16 protein-coding genes are annotated in these 22366 nt (G+C 64.5%); 2 read left to right on the top strand and 14 right to left on the bottom strand.

Annotation, left to right across the window (positions count from 1 at the left end; all coding sequences use genetic code 11):
• Window positions 1-7: 7 nt before the first annotated feature.
• Window positions 8-1306, top strand: coding sequence for an MFS transporter (locus tag ACGLHR_RS28190; protein ID WP_400097590.1), 1299 nt, complete (start codon window positions 8-10; stop codon window positions 1304-1306).
• Window positions 1307-1373: 67 nt separating this feature from the next.
• On the opposite strand, the gene aspS is transcribed toward ACGLHR_RS28190, so the two are convergent.
• From aspS to ltrA, 5 genes are all read right to left on the bottom strand, one after another.
• Window positions 1374-3179, bottom strand: coding sequence for an aspartate--tRNA ligase (gene aspS, locus ACGLHR_RS28195; protein ID WP_400097592.1), 1806 nt, complete (start codon window positions 3177-3179; stop codon window positions 1374-1376).
• Between the two features lie 43 nt (window positions 3180-3222).
• Window positions 3223-3921, bottom strand: a complete 699-nt coding sequence (locus ACGLHR_RS28200; RefSeq protein ID WP_400097620.1) for a DUF502 domain-containing protein — start codon at window positions 3919-3921, stop codon at window positions 3223-3225.
• Between the two features lie 14 nt (window positions 3922-3935).
• Complete coding sequence (locus ACGLHR_RS28205) at window positions 3936-4295, bottom strand: FmdB family zinc ribbon protein (RefSeq protein ID WP_318236652.1); 360 nt, start codon at window positions 4293-4295, stop codon at window positions 3936-3938.
• A gap of 198 nt (window positions 4296-4493) precedes the next feature.
• Window positions 4494-5930, bottom strand: a complete 1437-nt coding sequence (locus ACGLHR_RS28210) for a sodium:solute symporter family protein (RefSeq protein WP_400097594.1) — start codon at window positions 5928-5930, stop codon at window positions 4494-4496.
• Window positions 5931-6155: 225 nt separating this feature from the next.
• The gene (ltrA, locus tag ACGLHR_RS28215) at window positions 6156-7865 is read right to left on the bottom strand and encodes a group II intron reverse transcriptase/maturase (RefSeq protein ID WP_400097596.1); all 1710 of its coding nucleotides are present in this window, start codon (window positions 7863-7865) and stop codon (window positions 6156-6158) included.
• 1468 nt (window positions 7866-9333) lie between these two features.
• Between ltrA and ACGLHR_RS28220 the strand changes: the two genes are divergently transcribed.
• A complete protein-coding gene (locus tag ACGLHR_RS28220; RefSeq protein ID WP_400097597.1) occupies window positions 9334-9942 on the top strand; it encodes a hypothetical protein in 609 nt (202 codons plus the stop codon).
• Window positions 9943-10034: 92 nt separating this feature from the next.
• Here the strand turns inward: ACGLHR_RS28220 and ACGLHR_RS28225 are convergent, their stop codons facing one another.
• From ACGLHR_RS28225 to ACGLHR_RS28265, 9 genes are all read right to left on the bottom strand, one after another.
• Complete coding sequence (locus tag ACGLHR_RS28225) at window positions 10035-10670, bottom strand: methyltransferase domain-containing protein (RefSeq protein WP_400097599.1); 636 nt, start codon at window positions 10668-10670, stop codon at window positions 10035-10037.
• A gap of 63 nt (window positions 10671-10733) precedes the next feature.
• Window positions 10734-12311 (bottom strand): ubiquinone biosynthesis regulatory protein kinase UbiB, encoded by a 1578-nt coding sequence (ubiB, locus tag ACGLHR_RS28230; RefSeq protein ID WP_400097601.1) that lies wholly within the window; start codon window positions 12309-12311, stop codon window positions 10734-10736.
• 97 nt (window positions 12312-12408) lie between these two features.
• Window positions 12409-13083 (bottom strand): SCP2 domain-containing protein, encoded by a 675-nt coding sequence (locus ACGLHR_RS28235; RefSeq protein WP_400097603.1) that lies wholly within the window; start codon window positions 13081-13083, stop codon window positions 12409-12411.
• Window positions 13084-13396: 313 nt separating this feature from the next.
• Window positions 13397-14422 (bottom strand): Tim44 domain-containing protein, encoded by a 1026-nt coding sequence (locus tag ACGLHR_RS28240; RefSeq protein WP_400097605.1) that lies wholly within the window; start codon window positions 14420-14422, stop codon window positions 13397-13399.
• Window positions 14423-14474: 52 nt separating this feature from the next.
• Window positions 14475-15206 (bottom strand): bifunctional demethylmenaquinone methyltransferase/2-methoxy-6-polyprenyl-1,4-benzoquinol methylase UbiE, encoded by a 732-nt coding sequence (gene ubiE, locus ACGLHR_RS28245; RefSeq protein WP_400097607.1) that lies wholly within the window; start codon window positions 15204-15206, stop codon window positions 14475-14477.
• A gap of 44 nt (window positions 15207-15250) precedes the next feature.
• Window positions 15251-15664, bottom strand: a complete 414-nt coding sequence (locus ACGLHR_RS28250) for a DUF971 domain-containing protein (protein ID WP_267605475.1) — start codon at window positions 15662-15664, stop codon at window positions 15251-15253.
• A gap of 52 nt (window positions 15665-15716) precedes the next feature.
• Window positions 15717-17624 carry an ABC transporter ATP-binding protein/permease gene (locus ACGLHR_RS28255; RefSeq protein WP_400097609.1) on the bottom strand — a complete coding sequence of 636 codons (1908 nt, stop codon included), beginning with the start codon at window positions 17622-17624 and terminating at the stop codon, window positions 15717-15719.
• Between the two features lie 165 nt (window positions 17625-17789).
• The gene (locus ACGLHR_RS28260) at window positions 17790-18224 is read right to left on the bottom strand and encodes an HIT family protein (RefSeq protein ID WP_400097611.1); all 435 of its coding nucleotides are present in this window, start codon (window positions 18222-18224) and stop codon (window positions 17790-17792) included.
• A gap of 101 nt (window positions 18225-18325) precedes the next feature.
• On the bottom strand, window positions 18326-22300 hold the full coding sequence (locus tag ACGLHR_RS28265; RefSeq protein ID WP_400097613.1) for a DUF3683 domain-containing protein: 3975 nt from the start codon (window positions 22298-22300) through the stop codon (window positions 18326-18328).
• Between the last annotated feature and the right edge of the window lie 66 nt (window positions 22301-22366).

Here is a 22366-nt window from a genome sequence, read left to right on the forward strand (position 1 = left end):
ACCCACCATGCAGACTACCCAGCCTGCTCCCCAGCCGCGCCGCGCGGCCCTGGCATCGTTTGTCGGCACCACCATCGAGTGGTATGACTTCTACAGCTACGCCACCGCCGCGGCGCTGGTGTTCGGGCCACTGTTCTTCCCCGGAGAGAGTCGCCTGCTGAGCCTGCTGGCCTCGTTCGGCTCGTTCGCCATCGGCTTTCTGGCGCGGCCCATTGGCGGCGTGCTGTTCGGCCGCATCGGCGATCGCCTCGGGCGCAAGCGCGCGCTCATGGGCACGCTGTCCTTGATGGCCATCGCCACGGTGCTGATCGGCTGCCTGCCGACGTATGCGCAGGCCGGATGGATCGCGCCCGTGGCGCTGGTGGCGCTGCGCGTGCTGCAGGGCATTGCGGTCGGCGGCGAGTGGGGCGGCGCGGTGTTGCTGGCGGGCGAGCACGCGCCGGCCGGCCGGCGCACCTTCTTCGCCTCGTTCGCGCAGCTTGGCAGCGCGGGCGGGCTGATCCTGTCGATGCTGGCCTTCAGCGCCGTGGGCCGGCTCGATCAAGACGCCCTCATGCAATGGGGCTGGCGCCTGCCCTTCCTGGCCAGCGCGGTGCTGCTGGCGGTCGGCTTCGTGATCCGGCGGTCGGTCAATGAATCGCCCGAGTTCGAGACCATGCGGGCCACCGGCGACGTGGCCCGCCAGCCACTGGCCGAAGCACTACGCGCGTGGCCGCTGATCGTGCTGGCGATCGGCGCCAACGTGTACGGCATCGCCGGCGTGTACTTCAGCAACATCTTCATGATCTCGTATGCGACGCAGTACCTGGCGCTGGACCGGGCAATGATTCTCGACTGCATGTTCTGGGTGGCGGTGCTGCAGTTCTTCGTGCAGCTGGGCGCGGCGCATCTGGCTGACCGCTTCGGCACCCGGCGCGTGCTCGCCATCGTCGCCGCTTGCGCCATCGTGGTGCCGTTCGTCATGCTGCCCCTGGTGCGCATGGGGCAGCCGCACACGGTATTCCTGGGCATCGCCATCGCCACGCTATGCGAATCGGGCTATTACGCCGTCATTGCCGGCTTTGTCACCGGCATGTTCGCCGCGCGCATCCGCTACACCGCCATCTCGCTGTCGTACCAGGTGTGCGGCGCCTTCGCCGGCGGCCTGACGCCGCTGCTGGCAACGCTGCTGGCGGACAGGTTCTTCCCGCAGTGGTGGCCGATGGCGGTGTTCTATGCGGGATCTGCGGCGCTGTCGCTGGTGTGCGTGGTGTGGGTGGGGCGGGCGCGAGAGGCAGGCCTACCCGCAAGCGCGGCGAGCGTTTAGGGCGATAGGGATAAAACAAAAAGGCCGCGCTTGCGCGCGGCCCTTCTCAAGCAGGCGAAAGCCCGGCTCAGGCGGTCTTCGGCTCTGCAGCGCGCAGGCGGATATGCAGCTCGCGCAGTTGCTTCTCGTCGACCGAGCTCGGCGCTTGCGTGAGCAAGTCTTGCGCGCGCTGGGTCTTGGGGAAGGCGATCACGTCGCGGATCGAATCGGCGCCGGCCATCATGGTGACGATGCGGTCCAGGCCGAAGGCCAGGCCGCCGTGCGGGGGCGCGCCGTATTGCAGCGCGTCCAGCAGGTAGCCGAACTTGGCACGTGCTTCTTCCTCGCCGATCTTCAGGGCGCGGAACACCTTGCTCTGCACGTCCTCGCGGAAGATCCGCACCGAGCCACCGCCCATTTCCCAGCCGTTCAGGACCATGTCATAGGCCTTGGCGATGCACTTGCCCGGATCGGTTTCCAGGTATTGCAGGTGCTCATCCTTGGGGCTGGTGAACGGGTGGTGCATGGCGACCCAGCGGGCATCTTCCTCGTCGTACTCGAACATCGGGAAGTCGATCACCCACAGCGGCTTCCACACGTCCTCGAACAGGCCGTGGGTCTTGCCGAACTCGGAGTGGCCGATCTTCAGGCGCAGGCCGCCGATGGCGTCGTTGACGACCTTGGCCTTGTCCGCGCCGAAGAAGATGATGTCGCCGTCCTTGGCGCCGGTGCGCTTCAGGATCTCGGCGATGGCCGCGTCGTGCAGGTTCTTGACGATCGGCGATTGCAGGCCGTCGCGGCCCTTGGCCACTTCGTTGACCTTGATCCAGGCCAGGCCCTTGGCACCGTAGATGGCGACGAACTGGGTGTAGGCATCGATCTCGCTGCGCGAGATGGCGGCGCCGCCCGGCACGCACAGGCCGACCACGCGGCCGTTCTCGCTGTTGGCGGGGCCGGCGAACACCTTGAAGTCGACGTCCTTCATGGCGTCGGTCAGTTCGGTGAATTCGAGCTTGACGCGCAGGTCAGGCTTGTCCGAACCGAAGCGGGCCATGGCTTCGCGGAATTCCATCACCGGGAAGCTGGCGTCCAGGTCGACGTCGATGGCGTTCTTGAACACCGTGCGCATCATGTCCTCGAACAGGTCGCGGATCTCCTGCTCGCTCAGGAACGAGGTCTCGCAGTCGATCTGCGTGAACTCGGGCTGGCGGTCGGCGCGCAGGTCCTCGTCGCGGAAGCACTTGGTGATCTGGTAGTAGCGGTCGAAGCCCGACACCATCAGCATCTGCTTGAAGATCTGCGGCGATTGCGGCAGCGCGAAGAAGTGGCCCGGGTTGGTCCGCGACGGCACCAGGTAATCGCGCGCGCCTTCGGGCGTGCTCTTGCCCAGCATCGGGGTCTCGATGTCGATGAAGCCTTGCGCGTCCAGGTACTTGCGCACTTCCATGGCCACCTTGTAGCGCAGGCGCAGGTTGTACTGCATCTGCGGGCGGCGCAGGTCCAGCACGCGGTGCGTCAGGCGGGTGGTCTCGGACAGGTTGTCGTCGTCGAGCTGGAACGGGGGCGTCACCGACGGGTTGAGCACGGTCAGCTCATGGCACAGCACCTCGATCTTGCCCGAGGTCAGGTTGGCGTTCTCGGTCCCGGCCGGACGCGGGCGGACCTTGCCCGTAACGCGGATGCAGAACTCGTTGCGGATCTCTTCGGCAGCCTTGAACATTTCCGGGCGATCGGGATCGCACACCACCTGCACCAGGCCTTCGCGGTCGCGCAGGTCGATGAAGATCACGCCACCGTGATCGCGGCGACGCTGCACCCAGCCGGTGAGGGCCACTTCCTGGCCCGACAGTTCTTCGGTCACGAGACCGCAATAGTGAGTACGCATGGAGGACATAAGAGAATTCCCGGAATAACGCGGCCGCCGATGCGGCCGGCGATCAATTTGAATGCGATGAGCCGGCGGACTCGGCGAGGGTTTCTGCCTGCGCTTCGCCGGCGCGCACCGAGCCGCTCTTGCGTGGCAGCTCGGTCGGCGCCACCACGCCCATCGAGACGATGTACTTCAGCGCGGCGTCGACGGTCATGTCGAGTTCGATGGTATCGGCCTTGGGCATCATCAGGAAGAAGCCCGAGGTCGGATTAGGCGTGGTCGGCACGTAGACGCTGACATACTCGCCCTGCAAATGATTCTGCACGTCGCCGCCGGGACGGCCGGTCAGGAAGGCGATGGTCCACGAGCCCTCACGCGGGTACTGCACCAGCAGCGCCTTGCGAAAGGCATTGCCCGACGAGGAAAGCAGCGTATCCGAGACCTGCTTGACGCTGGTGTAGATCGGCCCGACCACCGGGATGTGGCGCAGCAGCGCTTCCCACCAGCGCACCAGGCGCTGGCCGATGAAGTTGTGGGTCAGCAGGCCGACCAGCAGGATGAACACCACCGTCAGGATGGCGCCCAGGCCCGGGATGCGCACCTTGAACAGCTGGACAGGCTGCCAGGCCTCAGGCAGCAGGGCCAGGCTCTGGTCCATGGTGCTGATGACCAGGTTCAACACCCACAGCGTGATGCCCAGCGGCACCAGCACCAATAGCCCGGTGAGGAACCAGGTCTTGAGGGCGGAAGTCTTCTTCGCCGGCACGATGCGTTCTGCCTTCAATGGCTGGCGACGGCGCTGCCGGAACCGCCGGCAGTGCTCGTCGACGCCGTGCTGGCGGTGCTGGAGGAGTCAGTGGCCGCGCCGGACGAGGCCGGTGCGGCGGCTTCGCTCTTGCCTTCGGCAGCGCTGCCGGCTGCCGCCGTGGCAGGCGCCGCGGCCGTGCCGCCGCTGCCGCCGCGGAAATCGGTGACGTACCAGCCCGACCCCTTGAGCTGGAAGCCCGCAGCGGTCAGCTGCTTCTTGAACGTGCCCTTGGCGCCGCAGGATGTGCAGTCGGTGAGCGGGGCATCGCTCATTTTCTGCAGTACATCGCGCCCGTGGCCGCAGGCTTCGCAACGATAGGCATAGATCGGCATAGTGGCTCTCCGCGAGGATTCTGGAACGGAAATTGGGTGGAACCGCGTGGTCGCGCCGACCGGGAAGTTGCCACCCCCGCGCGCCACCTTGCGGTGCAAAGCCTTGAATTATAAACCGTTCTGAGAACGCCGGGCCGGCGGAAAAAGGACTGGAAATGCCTTCGAAGCCACGCGCGAGGCGTCAGGTGCCCGCAACGCTCAGGCCGGATGCGCTTCCTCGACCCGCGGATGGTCGCCGATCCACTGCGGCAGCAGCGAGCCGAACACCATGCCGCCAATGGAGAACAGCAGGCCGACCATCTGCGGCGGCACCGCCGCGTCGGCGAAAGCGATTTCGCAGCACAGCCAGGAAACCAGCCCGAGGATGATCGCGGCAAGGCCGCCCTGGCGCGTGGCCGGCTTCCAGAACATGCCAAAGGCCAGCGGGACGAACGACGACACCAGAGTGACCTTATAAGCATTTTCCACCATATGGAAAATGGAAAGATGCGAGTTCAGCGCGAACAGCGTCACCAGCACGGCGAACACCAGCACCACGGCCTGCATCACGCGCAGGAAGCGGCGGTCGTCGAGATGGCGGAAATACGGCCGCAGGATATTCTCGGCAAAGGTGACCGACGGCGCCAGCAGCGTCGCCGAGGCGCAGCTCTTGATGGCGGACAACAACGCGCCGAAGAACATCACCTGGGCGAACATGGGCGCGTGCGTCAGGATCAGCTTGGGCAGGATCAGCTGCGAATCGGTGTTGATGTACTTCTGCACCATCTCCGGATCGATCATGGTGGCCGAGTAGGCCAGGAACATCGGGATGAAGGCGAAGCAGAAGTAGAGCACGCCGCCGAGCACCGAAGCGCGCCCGGCAATCTTCTCGGTGCGCGACGAGGTCACGCGCTGGAACACGTCCTGCTGAGGGATCGACCCGAGCATCATGGTAAACAGCGCGGCCGCGAAGCCGATGATCTGTATCAGGTCCAGCGACGGCAGGAATTCGAACTTGCCGGCCGCCGCCGCATGCGACACCACCGCCGCCACGCCGCCGGCCTGGCCGCTGACTTCATAGCCGATATACAGCATCCCGATCACGATGATGATCATCTGGATGAAGTCGGTCACCGCCACGGCCCACATGCCGCCGAACAGGGTGTACACCAGCACGCTGGCGGCCCCGATCATCATGCCGGCTTCCTGCGACAGCGCGCCGTCCGAGACAGTGAAGAACACCAGCCCGAGCGCCTTGATCTGCGCGGCCACCCAGCCCAGGTAGGACATCACGATGCACAGCGTGGTCAGCACCTCGGCCAGCCGCCCGTAGCGGTTGTGATAGTAATCGCCGATGGTGAGCAGGTTCATCCGGTACAGCGGGCGCGCAAAGAACAGGCCGACCAGGATCAGGCAAAGCGAGGAACCGAAGGGATCGGACACCACCCCGGACAAGCCTTCCTTGAGGAAGACCGCGGGGATGCCCAGCACCGTCTCCGAGCCGAACCATGTAGCGAACACGGTGGCGGTGACGATATAGAACGGCAGGCTGCGGCCAGCTACCGCGAAGTCGGTGGCGTTGCGCACGCGCAATGCGGCCCACAGGCCAATGCCGACGGAGATTACCCAGTAGATGATGACGAACCAGATCAGCATGCTGCTGCCCTATCCCAAAGTGCCCTTGCGGCGAGAAACCGGTTGCCGGTGAGGCGGGATTTGCGGCCAGCCTTGCCCGGAGTCCAATTCATCGGTCGGGGCCGCATGGGTGGCCGATCTAGCCTGCGGTCGTAGCCGAATGTAGGGTAGGGACAAGGTCATTACTGACCCCGTCCCCCCCTAAGAACCGTACGTGCGAGTTTCCCCGCATACGGCTCAAGCCGCTCAAAGTACGTTAATTTGTACCGGTTTCGCAACGGGCCGACCGTGATGATGAACTTGAATATGACAGTTTGGATGCAGCAGCACTCGATTCCCTAGAGCATCAGAGCCGCCGTGTACACGGTACTCGATGTGATGGTCTTCCCACCCGGTCTCCTTGGTAATCTTGCTCTGGCACACCGCACACAAGCCCCGCTGGGACATGTACAACTTAACCCACTGCTTTCGGTGCGACATGTTATGCAACATGCGTACCTGCCGCAAGCTCTCGCCGTACCTTTCCTGCGCAGGATCGAAAGGATGGTAGTCCCCTCGAACTTTCTTGTGGCGTCGGATGGGCGTACCTTCAAGCGAATAAAGCGCCATCCAGTCCACTTCACCCCCCGCGTTTGTTACCGTGGTTCCGAACACCCAATTTCGACCGCCGACCGTCGTGAAATATTTCTTCCGCACCCAGTCAGTGTTCTTCTTCGGATGTCGCCGTTTTGCCCACCGCCATATAGCCCGAAATAAATCGTGCTCCAATCTGGTGAACGTCGCCTTTGCCACCACCGGGCTGTGATACTGCGCCCAACCTCGTAGCATGGGGTTCAGCATTCGGATCAACACCTCCTGCTTCACGCCCTTGTGACGGCCGATGACCTCCTTCACCGCGCGATAGAACGTTTGCACATTCTTCTTGCTTGGCTTTATAAGCAGCTTTCCCGAGTACTTTCGGAAATTCCACCCTAGAAAGTCGAAGCCTTCGGCTATGTTGGTGATCCGCGTTTTCTCCATGGACAGTGCCAGTCCCCGTACTGCTAGGAACTGTTCGACCCACGGCTTCACCTCGCTTTCTAGCATCTCCGGCGTGTTGCCGGTGATCACGAAGTCGTCCGCATACCGCACTACATTGACCTTCAACTTCTTGAATCGGGTAACCCCCAACTTAGCGGTGAGATGCTGAGTTAGTTGTCGTTCCAATCCGTTCAGCGCCACGTTTGCCAACGTGGGGGAAATAATGCCTCCCTGTGGCGTTCCAGCTTCGGTCGCCTGGAACTGGCCTTGAAATACCACGCCAGCCTTCAACCACTTCCGCAGGATTGCCTTGTCCATAGGGACATGGCGCACCAACCAGTCATGGCTGATATGGTCAAAGCAGCCCTTGATATCCGCTTCTAGCACCCATTGAGCCGAGGCCCTCTGGGATAGAGAGACGAATAGCTGAGACATGGCATCCGCGGTAGAGCGATTAATCCGGAACCCATAAGAGTTCGGATCGCTCATTCCTTCAGACACCGGTTCCAGCGCCAGCAGGTATAACGCCTGCATGGCTCTGTCCAACATGGTCGGTATGCCCAGAGGGCGTTCCTTCCCGTTGGCCTTTGGAATAAAGACCCGCCTTAACGGCAGCGGTCGATACCCCCGACGCTTCAACTGCCCGATGGCTGCCCACCGGGTCTCAGGCTTGTCCCACAGCACGCGATCTACGCCTGCCGTCTTTCTGCCACGGTTTTCCGTCACTCGCTTTACCGCCGATGCTTTGGCGGACCACGAGCGGGTCAGGGACCGTTGCAGGGCTTTCACCCGGCGCCAGTCCCCTTCCTGCGTTGCCTTCGCAATTCGAATCTGCATTTCCCGAACGTTCCGTTCCACCCGGCGCCAATCGATGGCACCCCAGCTTTGCGGTACGCCGGAGGGCGCAGATTCATCCTCACGGATCAATGCTTCCATGCTGTCCTCCGAATCTTGAGACTCTTCCCCCAAAATCGAGCGACAACATGCCCCTTGAGGGACATATTGCCCCTCAAGGGAAGAAAGTTGAACATCAAGCGAGATCTGTCAGCCGTCCTGCGACGATTGACCAGTTGGAAGTCTGCCCGCTTTCGCGTGGGATGATGTTTCAACCCCTATCCGAACCATTACAGCCCGGCATTCGCTTTTTCCAACCTCCCATACCCGCACAGCCAACAGCGTTCCTTGCGGTTCGCCTGCCGGAGCTAACTGCACTCTGGCAGCCATACGGGCTTACCACGTTCCCTGCACGTTACAAGACCGGGTTAGGGCCTGCCTATTCGCCGGTGGTCCAGAAGCGACGTGTCCCGAGTTTTGAGCGGGACAACCGACCACGTACCATTTTGGTTAGTGCCTATCAGCAGCTTTGGCACCGCAATCCTTACGACGTTTATCAGCAGTTCACTTACATTACCCATACCAGCCAGCCTAGCTCCTCGACCCGTTGCTACTCGGAATCTCTACCAGTCCACCTCACGGCAAACTGGCACCCTTGCGGGGGCTACATTGTCAGGAGAGCTTCACACCCCACCGTTACCAGTGACGCATGTCTCCCTAGGCTACTGCTAGTCGCATAGCAGGTTCTATATCGGAACACCCTTGCGGATGAGTCCGACCGAACCATAACGTGCAGAGCTTTCGCTCTACATCCGGGACCTCTCAACTCAATATGACCCCCGTAGGGGCATACTTGACCGACGTGAACTCCCAGAGGTGTTCCCATCCGTCCCAAAGAACGTAGCGCCGGTCAATCTGACCGGTACAAAAGCTATGTGGCGCTCCCCGACATGAGTCGATGGATCACCCAGCCCCTCTTTCGAGCGGCTGTTTACAGAGAACTCGCCCAAAGGCGAGCGTCCCCGCCTTTGGGCGATATGGCTGGAGGATATCCAGCAATAGCAAGTACTACACACTCGACAGGCGTTAGCGAGCCGAGCGTTCAACACATTGGACTCCCCTGGCTTTACCGGCCGGGTTCGTCAAAGCAAGAGATAGGTTGGGTTTCAAGGCTCAGGCCCAAGCCCTTACCCTGTCCCAACAAGGTCGATGCCCCTTACGTTAGGGCTGTACTGCTTTCCCGGACACGAGAGTGCGTGTCGCACCAAAACGCGGATTATAGCGACGCCTGCCGCCCGGCGAGGAAAAAAATCCCTGCCACCCGGAAATTGCGCGGGACGGTGCAGCCCTGGCGCCACAGGTGACGTGCCCGGCGCCGAGGATGCCCGCCGCGGCCGCGGCGCCCCACCGTGGTGCGGGAGACTGCGGCTTACTCGCGGTTACACAGCTTACAAACCCCGCGTCAGCGGGCCGTGTGCGCCGGGCATTAAGGGAGCAAGGCAGCAACATCGGGCGCACCGCCCACGAGCCAGGCTGCCGCCCACGACCCAACGAGGAAAAGGAAAACACCATGTCCAGCCGCCAAACCAAGATGCTCAAGACCCTGATGATTGCCGCAGGCCTGCTCGGTGCCGGCCTGGCCAGCGCCCAGACCGCGGCGGTCTCGCAGGACGTGCAGCGCAACGTCAACCAGGAACAGCGCATCGAGCGCGGCCTGAAATCCGGCAGCCTGAGCACGCGCGAAGCGGCCAGCCTCGAAAGGCAGACCGCACGGGTGGATCACATGGAAGCGCGCGCCCTGGCCAACGGCTCGGTCTCGCCGCGCGAGCAGGCGTCGATCCAGCGTGCCGAGAACAACGTGAGCCGCGATATCGCGCACGACACGCACAACGGCATCACCGGCAACCCCGCCAGCACCTCGTCGCAGCGCATGCAGGCTGACGTGCAACGCAATATCAACCAGGAGCAGCGCATCAAGAACGGCGTGGCCAACGGCTCGCTCACCAACCGCGAGGCCGGCAGCCTCGAACGCGGCCAGGCTCGCGTGGATCGGCGCGAAGCGCGCGCCGGCGCCAACGGCCATGTCGGCGCGGGCGAGCAGCGCGGCATCCAGCGCGCCGAAAGCCGCGACAGCCGGGCGATCTACCATGACAAGCACAACGCCCGCGTGCGCGGCTGAGGAAAGCCTGGCGCCTGGCGATGAAGATCAGGGTTGAAGCTCAAGATTGAAGCTTCGGCCTGAAACCCAGGGCTGAAACCCAAGGCCGGAACTTAAGGCCTGCGGCGCCAGACCTGCCACTGCTCGCGGCCGGCAAACACTGGCAGCGAGCCAGTGGCGGCCCGCGCCTCCACCAGCTCGAAGGCCGGCGCAAGCAACGCGCGCAGTTCTGCCTCGGGGATGGCGAAAGGCGGCCCGCCGCGCATCTCGTCAAGGAAGAAGTAGCCGGCCAGCAAGCCGCCCGGCGGCAGCAGTTGCGCCACGCGAGCGGCATAGTCGGCCCGCATGGCCGGCGGCAAGGCACACAGGAAAGCCCGCTCGTAGATCCACTGGCAGGCAGGTTCGGGCACAAAGGCAAAGAAATCCGCCTGATGCACGACGGCTCCGGCCGGCCCTAGCGCGCGGCGCGCGCTGGCCACGGCCTCGGGCGAGAAATCGATGGCGGTCACCGGCCAGCCGCGCGCATGGAGCCAACCCGCTTCCCAGCCGTTGCCGCAGCCAGGGACCAGCATGGGGCATGGCGCCATCGCGCTGGCGAAGGCTTCGAAATCGGCCGGCACGCCGCCCAGGTCCCAGGGCATGAAGCCCTTCTCGAAGCGCTCATCCCAGAAAGCCGGATCGGCCGCGTTGCGCGTGGCAAAAGCTGGCGGGACCCCGGTCTTGTTCGCCGCGTTATCGGATTTGGTCAAGCTAACCTCCACTGCATTGAATCACACTTGCCCACGCCACCCAGGCGATTCGGCGCGTTACCGTTACCAGTAACCAACCCAGGCCAGCAGTTCGGTCAACACCACGCCGGCGATGAATCCGCCCACCAGCAGCAAGGCCATGCCAACCAGGCGATTGGTGCGGCGCTGCTCGGCAACCAGGGCGGCCAGCAGCTTCTCTTGCTGGCCATTGTCGACCAGCGCGCGGCGCTCGAGGAACTGGTGCGCCAGGCGCGGGAAGTCGGGCAGCATCTTGGCCCATTGCGGGGCCTCCACCTGGATGCGCTCCCAGGCGCCCTTCCAGCCCACCTGTTCGTGCATCCACTTCTCGAGGAAGGGCTTGGCGGTCTTCCACAAGTCCAGGTCCGGATCGAGCTGGCGCCCCAGCCCTTCGATATTGAGCAAGGTCTTCTGCAACAGGACCAGCTGCGGCTGGATCTCGACATTGAAACGGCGCGAGGTCTGGAACAAGCGCATCAGCACCATGCCCAGCGAGATCTCCTTGAGCGGCTTGTCGAAATAGGGCTCGCAGCACGCCCGTACCGCGCTCTCCAGTTCCTCCACCCGCGTATTGGGCGGCACCCAGCCCGACTCCACGTGCAGCAAGGCCACGCGATGGTAGTCGCGGCGGAAAAAGGCGATGAAGTTCTGCGCCAGGTAGTTCTTGTCGAACTCGGACAGCGCGCCGACGATGCCGAAGTCCAGCGCGATATAGCGCCCAAACGTCTGCGGCGCCACCGACACCAGGATGTTGCCCGGGTGCATGTCGGCGTGGAAGAACCCATCGCGGAACACCTGCGTGAAAAAGATCTCCACGCCCTCCTCGGCCAGCAGGTGCATGTCGACGCCGGCTGCCCTGAGCGACTCGGTGCGCGAGATGGGGATCCCGTGCATGCGCTCCATCACGAAGACCTCGCTGCTGCACCAGTCCCAGAACACCTCGGGCACCAGCAGTAGCTTGGTATCGGCAAAGTTGCGGCGCAGCTGGCTGGCGTTGGCGGCCTCGATCATCAGGTCGAGCTCGTCGTGCAGGTATTTGTCGAACTCGGCGACCACCTCGCGCGGCTTCAGGCGCTTGCCGTCGGCCCAGAAGCGCTCAAGCCAGGCGGCCAGGTCGCGCATCAGCGCCAGGTCGCTGTCGATGACCGGCAGCATGCCCGGGCGCAGGACCTTCACCGCGACTTCGCGGCCGTGGTTGGGGCCGCCCTTCAGGATGGCGAAGTGCACCTGGGCAATGGACGCGCTGGCCACCGGCTTGTGATCGAAGCTCTCGAACAGCGTCGTCAGTTTCCGGCCCAGCGAGCGCTCGATGATCTTGACCGCTGCGACCGAATCGAACGGCGGCACCTGGTCCTGCAACTTGGCAAGCTCGTCGGCGATGTCCTCGGGCATCAGGTCGCGCCGGGTGGAGAGCACCTGGCCAAACTTGACGAAGATCGGCCCCAGGCGCGTCAGCGCCAGCCGCAGGCGTTCGCCGCGGGGCATGTCGAGCTTGCGGCCAATGGTAATGACACGCGCCAGGAAACGGATACGGCGGCTCTTGAAACCGGACAGCACGAGTTCGTCGAGGCCGTAGTAGAGGATGACGAAAACGATCTTGCAAAGGCGCAGGAAGCGGGTCATGCAGGTTCTTCAGTGTTGGGGCCGTGCTGATTGGCCGGTCTGGCAATGGATGAAGCCATAGAGGAGCAAGGGTCTGGCGGTGGCAGGCAGTGGGCGCTCAGCGATGGGCGGACGGCAGCGTGCCGGCGCCACGCTCGGAGCGGGTGCGCTGCTCCAGCTTCTCCAGCCGCTTCTCCAGCCGGGCGAGGTCGTCGCGCAGCGCGCTCACGCCGGCGCCGAACTCGTCGAGTGCGGCATGGCGCACCAGGGTCGGCTGCTCGTCGAGCAGGTACTCGGTCACGTTATCGACCAGCGCGCGGCCCACCCGCGTGGCCTGCGCATGCACCTGCTGCACGCCGTCCACCACCCGTTGCGCCACGCTGTCGCTGAGCGTGCCGCCCAGGATGCCGCGCAATGCGCGCGACAGGTCCTCGGCCGCATCCCAGCGCAAGCTGCGGGCCAGCGTGGAGACCGTATTGGCCAGTTCGGCATCGCCCTCGATGCGCACATGCTTCATCGCCGCCGCCTGCCCCCCGCCCGCCACGTCCGACGCCACCAGCGGCCACTGCTGCAGCGGCACCGTCAGCGTGACCGCCGGGGTTTCATCCACCGGGGCCAGTTCCGTCAGGCCCTGCCCCGTCACCTTCAATGCGAGCGTGAACGCAGCCGCGTCAAAGCGGATGATGCGGCCTGCGAAGGGCTGGAGCATGGAGGTTGCCCAAGGTTCTTGCTCCAGCAGGTGGTTCAGGGCGGTGATGGGGGGCGTGGCCAGGGGGGTGGGGAGGGTGGTCATGATGGGATGTGGCTGGGCGCGGGCCTTTCGGGGAGTGATGGGTTCGTCGGTTTTAGGGTCAACTTCAACTTCAACTTCAACTTCAACTGCTCAGCTTCACGTCAAAAGCAACTGCAACTGCAGTTTCACCCCCCTGCGGGGCGGCAACCTACTTTCTCGTCTTGCCAAGAAAGTGGGCAAAGAAGGCGCGCCGGATGGGGCGACTTCCCCTCGGGATTCATCCCCGCATACAAAAAAAGCCCACGTTTTCACGTGGGCCTCCATTCTATGCCACCTGCCGGCCTTGAACCTGCCGGCGAGGCACTTCCTGCACTCAGGAACTCTGTTGGATCCCTGCCAGCAGCCAGCCGCCGGGGCCGGTTACGGGCTTGGCCAGGTTCCAGACTTCGGCGAAGGGCTGGGCGGGATTGCCGGCCTTTTCGCGGATCATGCCGGAGAAGCGCACGCTGGCCAGATGCTGGGCCGGGCTGTCTTCGATGCCGAGCAGTTCGGCTTCCAGCGTGACCACGTCGGTCTTGTTGACCTCGGTGCCGCGCTCGGACAGGTCCATCTTGATCTCGGCGAACATTTCCGGGGTGGTGAACTCGCGGATGTCATCGAGGTTGCCGGCGTCCCAGGCCGCCTGCAGGCGTACGTAATAAACCTTGGCGTTGCGCAGGAAGGCTTCGGTGTCGAAGTCAGCCGGCACGCCCCAGGGCTGGGCCGCGCCCGCTGCTGCGCCGGCAGCCGTGCCAGCCATCACCGGTGCGGCGGACTGCATCGAGGAGGCGGAGCCGGGCGCGGGCATGACCGGGTTGGCTGCGCCAGCCGGCACTTGCTGGCGCAGTACCGGTTCGTTGCTGCCACCAAAGCCGTTACCCGAGCCGCTGCCGGCGCCTGCACCGGCATAGGCCGGTTGCTGGGGAGCCTTCGAGCCGCCGCGGAACTTGCGGATCAGCCAGATTGCGGCGAATGCCACCAGGGCAATCAGGATCAGGTTGGACAGGAAGCCCATGGCGGCGCCACCCAGACCAAAGTGCGACAGCAGCCAGCCAATGCCCAGGCCGGCGGCGATGCCGCCGAGCATGCCGCCCCAGTTACGCTTGGGTGCGGCAGCAGCGGCTGCACCCGCGCCGGCGCCTGCGGCGGCCGGTGCGGCTTGCTGGGCCGGTGCCTGCTGCGCGGGCGTCTGGTTGGGCGATTGCTGTGCCGGCGCCTGCTGGCGTTGTGTCACGCCGGACGATTGCTTGCCAATGCTGCGCGACCCGCCGAGGCGTTTGGCATTGGCGTCGAGCGCCATGCCGAGGGCAAGCGTGCCAATCAGCACACCCGCCATGAATTTTGCGCGAAATAGCGACATATCAGTGCTTCCCCTGTTAAGTTCGCTCATTTTTCTTTGAGCCTATATCAGTCTAGTACTTTCGCCCGACGTGGAGTGCCACCACTCCTGCTGTCAGGTTGAAGTATTCGACATTCTCCAGGCCCGAATGTTCCATAAGACGTACAAGTGAAGCCTGGTCTGGATGCATTCTGATCGATTCAGCCAGATAGCGATAGCTATCGGAATCCTGTACCACCCGCTGTCCCAGCCACGGCAGGAACTTCAGCGAATACATGTCGTAGGCCTTTTCCAGCGGCTTCCACACCTTGGAGAACTCCAGCACCATGACTTTGCCGCCCGGCTTGATCACCCGGCGCATCTCGGACAGGGCCACCTCCTTGTGCGTCATGTTGCGCAGCCCGAAGGACACGGTGACCAGGTCGAAGTAGTTGTCCGGGAATGGAATCCGCTCTGCGTCACAAAGACAGGTGGGGGTGACGATGCCTTTATTCAATAAGCGATCGCGCCCAACCCGGAGCATCGACTCATTGATGTCGGTCAGCCAGACCTCGCCGGTGGGCCCGGCCTGGCGTGCGAAGGCCTTGGCCAGGTCGCCGGTGCCGCCGGCGATGTCGAGCACCTTGAAGCCGGGCCGCACGCCGGCCTGGGCGATGGTGAACATCTTCCACAGCCGGTGCATGCCGCCGGACATCAGGTCGTTCATGACGTCGTACTTGTTGGCCACCGAATGGAAGACTTCGGCCACCTTGCCGGCCTTCTCTTCTTCCTTGACCTTCTCGAACCCGAAGTGGGTCTCGCTCATAACTCGCTCCAGAATTCAGTAATGGCCCGCGGGGGCACGCAATCTCAATGGTTGCCGCAGGCATGGCCGCCGGGGGCCACCATGGGGGTGTCGCGATCGACGCCGGCCGCTTCCAGCCGCTCCAGGTAGGACTGCCAGATGGCGTCCTGCTGGGCGCCCAGGCGGTACAGCAGTTCCCAGGAATAGATGCCGGTATCGTGACCGTCGGAAAAACGGATCAGGATGGCGTAGTTGCCGACCGGCTCCACCGCGGCGATGGTGACGTCGCGCTTGCCGGTCTGCAGCACTTCCTGGCCCGGGCCGTGGCCCTGCACTTCGGCCGAGGGTGAGTTCACCCTCAGGTATTCGAACGGCAGCCGGAAGCTGGATCCGTTGTCAAAACCCACCTCCAGCACGCGCGACTGGGTGTGCACGGTAAGGGCGGTGGGATGCGGAGTATCTTTTTCGAGGCCTGCCATGATGGGTGGCGTGCGGCTGAGGGCGAGCCGCAGGTTGCGGCCACACCGGCCTTTACGCTTCGTGTACGACCCGATAGCTTACCGCAGCCGCCTCGCCTTGCCCATCTTGCTCCGTCTCCCAGTGCGCGCCGTCGGCCGCGACATAGCGCAGGCGGCGGCCATGGAAGGCGGCTACCGTGCTGCGGTGGGCGATGCTGATGATGGCCGCGCCGGGCAGGGAGTCCACCATCAGGCCGTACATCGCGCTTTCGGTTTCCTCGTCGAGCGCGCTGGTGGCCTCGTCCAGGAACAGGTAATCGGGCTTTTGCAGCAGCGCGCGCGCAAAGGCCAGGCGTTGCTGCTCGCCCGGCGACAGCCGCAGCGACCAGTTGTCGAACACGTCGAGCTGCTCGGTCAGGGCGCCGAGCCGGGCTTCGCGCAGCACCTTCTGCAAGGCCTCGCAGCTATGCACGGTGCCGGCGTCGGGATAAGCCAGCGCATCGGCCAGCGAGCCGATCGGCAGGTAGCTGCGCTGCGGCAGGAACAGCATCCGGGCCGCGCGCGGCATGGCTACCGTGCCGCTGCCATAAGGCCAGATGCCGGCCAGCGCACGGAACAGCACGCTCTTGCCGCAGCCCGAGGGGCCGCTGACCAGCCAGCGCTCGCCGGGCGCGATCTCCAGCGAGAACGGCGCCACCAGCGGACGCTGCTGGATCTCGCCGCCGTTGCCGGTGCGCACCGGCAACGCCAGCGCGAGGGTGTCGATGCGGATGCCGTCGGAATCGGCACCGACACCCGCACCAATACCGGTACCGGTACCGGCATCGGCCTGGACCACCTCGATGTCGCGCACGCCGGTGTGCTCCTGATCCTGGCGCTCGGCAACGCGGATGGCGTCGCGGAAATCGATCAGCCGGTTGGCCGCCGCCTTCCAGCCGACCAGCGTGGAGTAGTTGTCAACGAACCACGACAGCGCACCTTGCACCTGGCCGAAAGCTTGGCTCACCTGCATCAGCCCGCCCAGCGTCATCTTGCCGGCGAAGTAGCGCGGCGCGGCCACGAGCAGCGGAAAGATGATGGCGAACTGGCCGTAACCGGAACTGACGAAGGTCAGGCGCCGCGTATAACGCATCAACTGTTTCCAGTTGGCGCGGATGCGGTCAAACCGCGAGCGCAGGCCCGCCTGTTCGGTAGGCTCGCCCCGGTAAAGCGCCACGGGCTCGCTGTTCTCGCGCAAGCGCACCAGCATGAAACGGAAATCCGCCTCGTACTGCTCTTGCTGGAAACTCAAGCCGATCAGCGGCCGGCCCACCACGTGGGCAATCAGCGAACCGATCACCGCATAGCCCACCGCGAACCACACCATATAGCCGGGAATCGTGATCTCGGTGCCGCCCAGCATGAAGCTGATCGGCCCGGAAACGGCCCACAAGATGCCGACGAACGACACCAGCGTCACCACCGAATTGAGCAGGCCGAGGGACAGGGACAGCGCGCCATCGGTAAACGAGCGCAGGTCGTCCGCCAGCCGCTGGTCGGGGTTGTCCGTGGCGTGCGTCTGTTCGATGCGGTAGTAAGCCTGATGGCTGAGCCAGTGGTCCATGAAGCGGTCGGTCATCCAGGTACGCCAGCGCATCTGCAGCATCATGGTGTAGTACTGCCGGGAAATGGCCGCCACGATAAAGAAGCCGGCGATCCAGGAAAAGCGGATCAGCAGCGCCTTGAAGGAGGTGTAGTCATGCTGCTCCAGCGCGTTGTAGAACACGCGGTTCCACTCGTTGAGCAGCACGTTGATGTAGACGATGCCGAGATTGAGCGCGACCACGAAGGCCAGCAGCCCCAGCCCGGCCTTGCGGTCCTCGGATTTCCAGTAAGGCTTGATCAGGTCCCACGTCTCGGCCACCCGCAGGCGGCTCTGGATCTTGAGGGCACGGGCCGGCACGGCCGGGCCTGGAACAGTAACGGAAGTCGGTGTGGACATGGCACCTTTCGCGCAGGCGGGCCAGGGCTGATCCACCGGCCCCGCTCTTGTGGGAATGAAGACAACGGATGTTAGAAGACGGCGCTGCCATGCTGGTTCCGGAAACTCAAAAAAACCGACAGTAACGCCAGCACGGCACGGGCACTGGCACGGGCACGCCTTGCGTCAGCCTGCTTCGTCCAGTTTCGCCAGGGCCGCTCGCAATGCCGGCAGGCGCTGCACAAGGCCGGCCAGGCGCGCCACATCGGGCTCGCGCTGCGCAGCCGCCCAGACGGCTTCGGGAAAATGCGTATCCCAGCGGTAGCGCGGAATGACGTGCCAGTGCAGGTGCGGCACCATATTGCCGAAGGCGGCCAGGTTGACCTTGTCCGGCGCCATGGACTCGCGCACCGCGCGCTCCACCCGCGCCACCAGCCGCATCAGCCAGGCCTGGTCGTCCTCGGGCAGGTCGGTCTGCTCGGCAACGTGGCCGTTCCACACCACCCGGCAAAAGCCGGGAAAGCGCTCGTGCTCGACCAGGATGACCCGGGCGCGCTCGCCGCGCCAGACCAGTTCGCCGCCGTCGGTCTCGCACAGCGGGCAGTTGGGGACGAGATTCATGCGGGCGCTCCCGATGCGTCAACCGATCGTCCAGAATTGGCTCCCCTCTCCCGCAAGCGGGAGTGGGGAGAAAACCAGTGGCACCACCCTCGCCCCCTCCATCACACCAGCACCCGCTCGATGCCGCCCGAGTTGGCCTTGGCCACGTAGTCCGGCATCCAGTTCTCGCCCAGCAGGTGCTTGGCCATTTCCACCACGATGTAGTCCGCCGTGACCGTGGCGTCTTCGTTGTAGCGCGACAAACCCTGCAGGCAGGACGGGCAGCTGGTCAGGATCTTGACGTCGCCGACGAAGCCGTCGGTGCGCAGCTTGTCCGCGCCCTTGGTCATTTCCTCTTCCTTGCGGAAGCGGATCTGGGTGGAGACGTCGGGCCGCGATACCGCCAGCGTGCCGGACTCGCCGCAGCAACGCTCGTTCTTCTCGATCTTGCCGCCGCCCTCGTTGCCGCCCATCAGCTCGTTGACGAGCTTGGTCGGGTCCATGGTCTTGATCGGGGTGTGGCAGGGGTCGTGGTACATGTAGCGCGTACCGGTCACGCCTTCCAGCTTGACGCCCTTCTCCAGCAGGTATTCGTGGATGTCGATGATGCGGCAGCCCGGGAAGATCTTGTCGAATTCATACCCGGCCAGCTGGTCGTAGCAGGTGCCGCAGCTCACCACCACGGTCTTGATATCGAGGTAGTTGAGCGTGTTGGCGACCCGGTGGAACAGCACCCGGTTGTCGGTGACCATCTTCTCGGCCTTGTCGTACTGGCCGTTGCCGCGCTGCGGATAGCCGCAGCACAGGTAGCCCGGCGGCAACACGGTCTGCACGCCCACATGCCACAGCATGGCCTGCGTGGCGAGGCCAACCTGCGAGAACAGCCGCTCCGAGCCGCAGCCCGGGAAGTAGAACACCGCCTCGGTCTCGGGCGAAGTCCGCTTCGGGTCGCGGATGATCGGCACGATCTCGTTGTCTTCGATATCGAGCAGCGCGCGCGCGGTCTTCTTGGGCAGGTTGCCCGGCATCTTCTTGTTGATGAAGTGGATCACCTGCTCTTGCACCGGCGCGCGGCCCACCGTGGCGGGCGGATGCGCGGTCTGCTTCCTGGCGAACTTCTTGAGCACGTCGTTGCCCAGGCGCTGCGCCTTGTAGCCCCAGTCGATCATGACCTTGCGGGTCATGTTGATGGTCTGCGGGTTGGTGGCGTTGAGGAAGAACATCGAAGCGGCGGTGCCGGGATTGAACTTCTTCTGGCCCATCTTGCGCAGCAGGTTGCGCATGTTCATCGACACGTCGCCGAAGTCGATCTTGACCGGGCACGGCGTCACGCACTTGTGGCAGACCGTGCAGTGGTCGGCCACGTCGGAGAACTCGTCCCAGTGCTTGATGGAGATGCCGCGGCGGGTCTGTTCCTCATACAGGAAGGCCTCGACCAGCAGCGACGTCGCCAGGATCTTGTTGCGCGGGCTGTACAGCAGGTTGGCGCGCGGCACGTGGGTGGCGCACACCGGCTTGCACTTGCCGCAGCGCAGGCAGTCCTTGACGCTGTCGGCAATGGCGCCGATATCGCTCTGCTGCATGATGATGGACTCATGCCCCATCAGCCCGAACGACGGCGTATAGGCATTGCGCAGGTCGGCGCCGGGCAACAGCTTGCCCTTGTTGAAGCGGCCCTGCGGGTCCACGCGCTGCTTGTACTCGCGGAATTCGCCGATCTCGTCCTCGGTCAGGAACTCCAGCTTGGTGATGCCGATGCCGTGCTCGCCGGAGATCACGCCGTCGAGCGAGCGCGCCAGCGCCATGATGCGGGCCACCGCGCGGTGGGCGTCCTGCAGCATGTCGTAGTCGTCGGAATTGACCGGGATATTGGTGTGGACGTTGCCGTCGCCGGCGTGCATGTGCAGCGCCACGAATACGCGGCCGCGCAACACCTGCTTGTGGATCTTCTGCGCTTCGTCGAGGATGGGCTTGAACTCGCCACCGTTGAAGATATTGCGCAGCTCGGCGCGCACTTCGCTCTTCCACGACACGCGGATGGTGCGGTCCTGCAGCAGGTGGAACACGGTAGCGTCCGGCTGCTGCTCGAGGCGCGCCTCGAAAGCCTGGCCGAGCAGGCCCAGGCCGTGGCCGATCAGCGACGCACGCGCGGTGGCCAGCGGCGTGTCGAGGTGGTCCTGCAGGTAGGTCCAGCGCGAGCGGATTTCGCGCAGCAGCTGCAGCGCGTGCTGCACGCGGTCTTCCAGCAGTTCGGCGCTGGGGATCTCGTTGGCGTCGTCACTGCGGCCCAGCGGCAGGTTGCCGCGCGCGAAGAAGGTTTCCAGCGCATCGGTCAGCTGGAGCTTGTTCTTGATCGACAGCTCGATATTGATGCGCTCGATGCCGTCGGTGTACTCGCCCATGCGCGGCAGCGGGATCACCACGTCTTCATTGATCTTGAAGGCGTTGGTGTGCTTGGCGATGGCGGCGGTGCGCGAGCGGTCCAGCCAGAACTTCTTGCGGGCTTCCGGGCTGACCGCGACGAAGCCTTCGCCGCTCTTGCCGTTGGCCATGCGGATGACTTCCGAGGTGGCGCGGGCGACCGCGTCCTGGTCGTCGCCGACGATGTCGCCGATCAGCACCATCTTCGGGAAGGCGTTGCGCTTGCTCTTGGTGGCATAGCCCACCGCGCGCAGGTAGCGCTCGTCCAGGTGCTCCAGGCCGGCCAGGATGGCGCCGCCGGGAGTGCGCGATTCGGCGTCGAGGTAATCCTTGATTTCCACGATGCTGGGAATGGCGTCGCGCGCCTGGCCGAAGAACTCCAGGCAGACCGTGCGCACGTGCGCCGGCATGCGGTGCAGGATCCAGCGCGCGCTGGTGATGATGCCGTCGCAGCCTTCCTTCTGGATGCCGGGCAGGCCGGCCAGGAACTTGTCGGTCACGTCCTTGCCCAGGCCTTCCTTGCGGAACTTGCGCCCTTCGATGGCCAGGGTTTCCGTGCGCAGCGGCTTTTCGCCGGGCGCGCGGTTGCCGTCCGACCACTTCAGCTCGAACGTGGCAACGGGCACGTCGTGGATCTTGCCCAGGTTGTGGTCCAGGCGCGTGACTTCCAGCCAGTTGCCTTCCGGATCCACCATGCGCCACCAGGCCAGGTTGTCCAGCGCGGTGCCCCACAGCACGGCCTTCTTGCCGCCGGCATTCATGGCCACGTTGCCGCCGATGCAGGACGCATCGATCGAGGTCGGATCGACCGCGAACACCAGCCCTGCCTTGTCGGCGGCGTCCGCCACGCGGCGCGTCACCACGCCGGCGCCGGAGAATATGGTGCCGACCTTGTGCGCCACGCCCGGCAGGTCGGTCTGCTCGACCGGCCCGAGCTGCTCGAGCTTTTCCGTGTTGATCACGGCGCTCATCGGCGTCAGCGGCACGGCGCCGCCGGTGTAGCCGGTGCCACCCCCGCGCGGGATGATGGTCAGGCCCAGCTCGAAGCAGCCCTTGACCATGCCGGCGATCTCTTCCTCGGTGTCCGGGGTGAGGACCACGAAGGGATATTCCACGCGCCAGTCGGTCGCGTCGGTCACATGCGAGACGCGCGACAGGCCGTCGAACTTGATGTTGTCCTTCTGCGTGACGCGGCCCAGCACGCGCTGGGTGCGCTTGCGCAGGTCATAGGCGTCGGCGAACTCCTGCTTGAAGTCCTCGATGGCCTGCTTGGCAAAGCTGACCAGCTGCTCGACCCTGTGCGAGCGGTCCTCGGCGGCGGGCTCGGCGTGTTCGGCACGGTCGGCGGCGCGGCGCTTTTCCACCTCGGCGAGCCGATGGTGCAGTGCCGAGACCAGCATCTGGCGGCGCTTCGGGTTCTCCAGCAGGTCGTCCTGCAGGTAGGGATTGCGGCGTACCACCCAGATATCGCCCAGCACTTCATACAGCATGCGGGCGGAGCGGCCGGTGCGGCGCTCGCCGCGCAGCTCGGCCAGGATGCGCCAGGCTTCTTCGCCTAGCAGCCTGATGACAATCTCGCGATCCGAGAATGACGTGTAGTTATAAGGGATCTCTCGCAGGCGCGCGGGCGCATCCTGCGCGGCGAGTTTGGCATCGAGCACGAGTGGGGCGTTCATGGGGAGGGGACCGCTTCCTGTAGCGCACGGGGACGGTGCGCCGGATCGTCTTTAAAGGGCAATTGT

It is taken from the genome of Cupriavidus sp. CuC1 (genome assembly GCF_044627735.1).
Classification (GTDB): Bacteria; Pseudomonadota; Gammaproteobacteria; order Burkholderiales; family Burkholderiaceae; genus Cupriavidus; species Cupriavidus ulmosensis.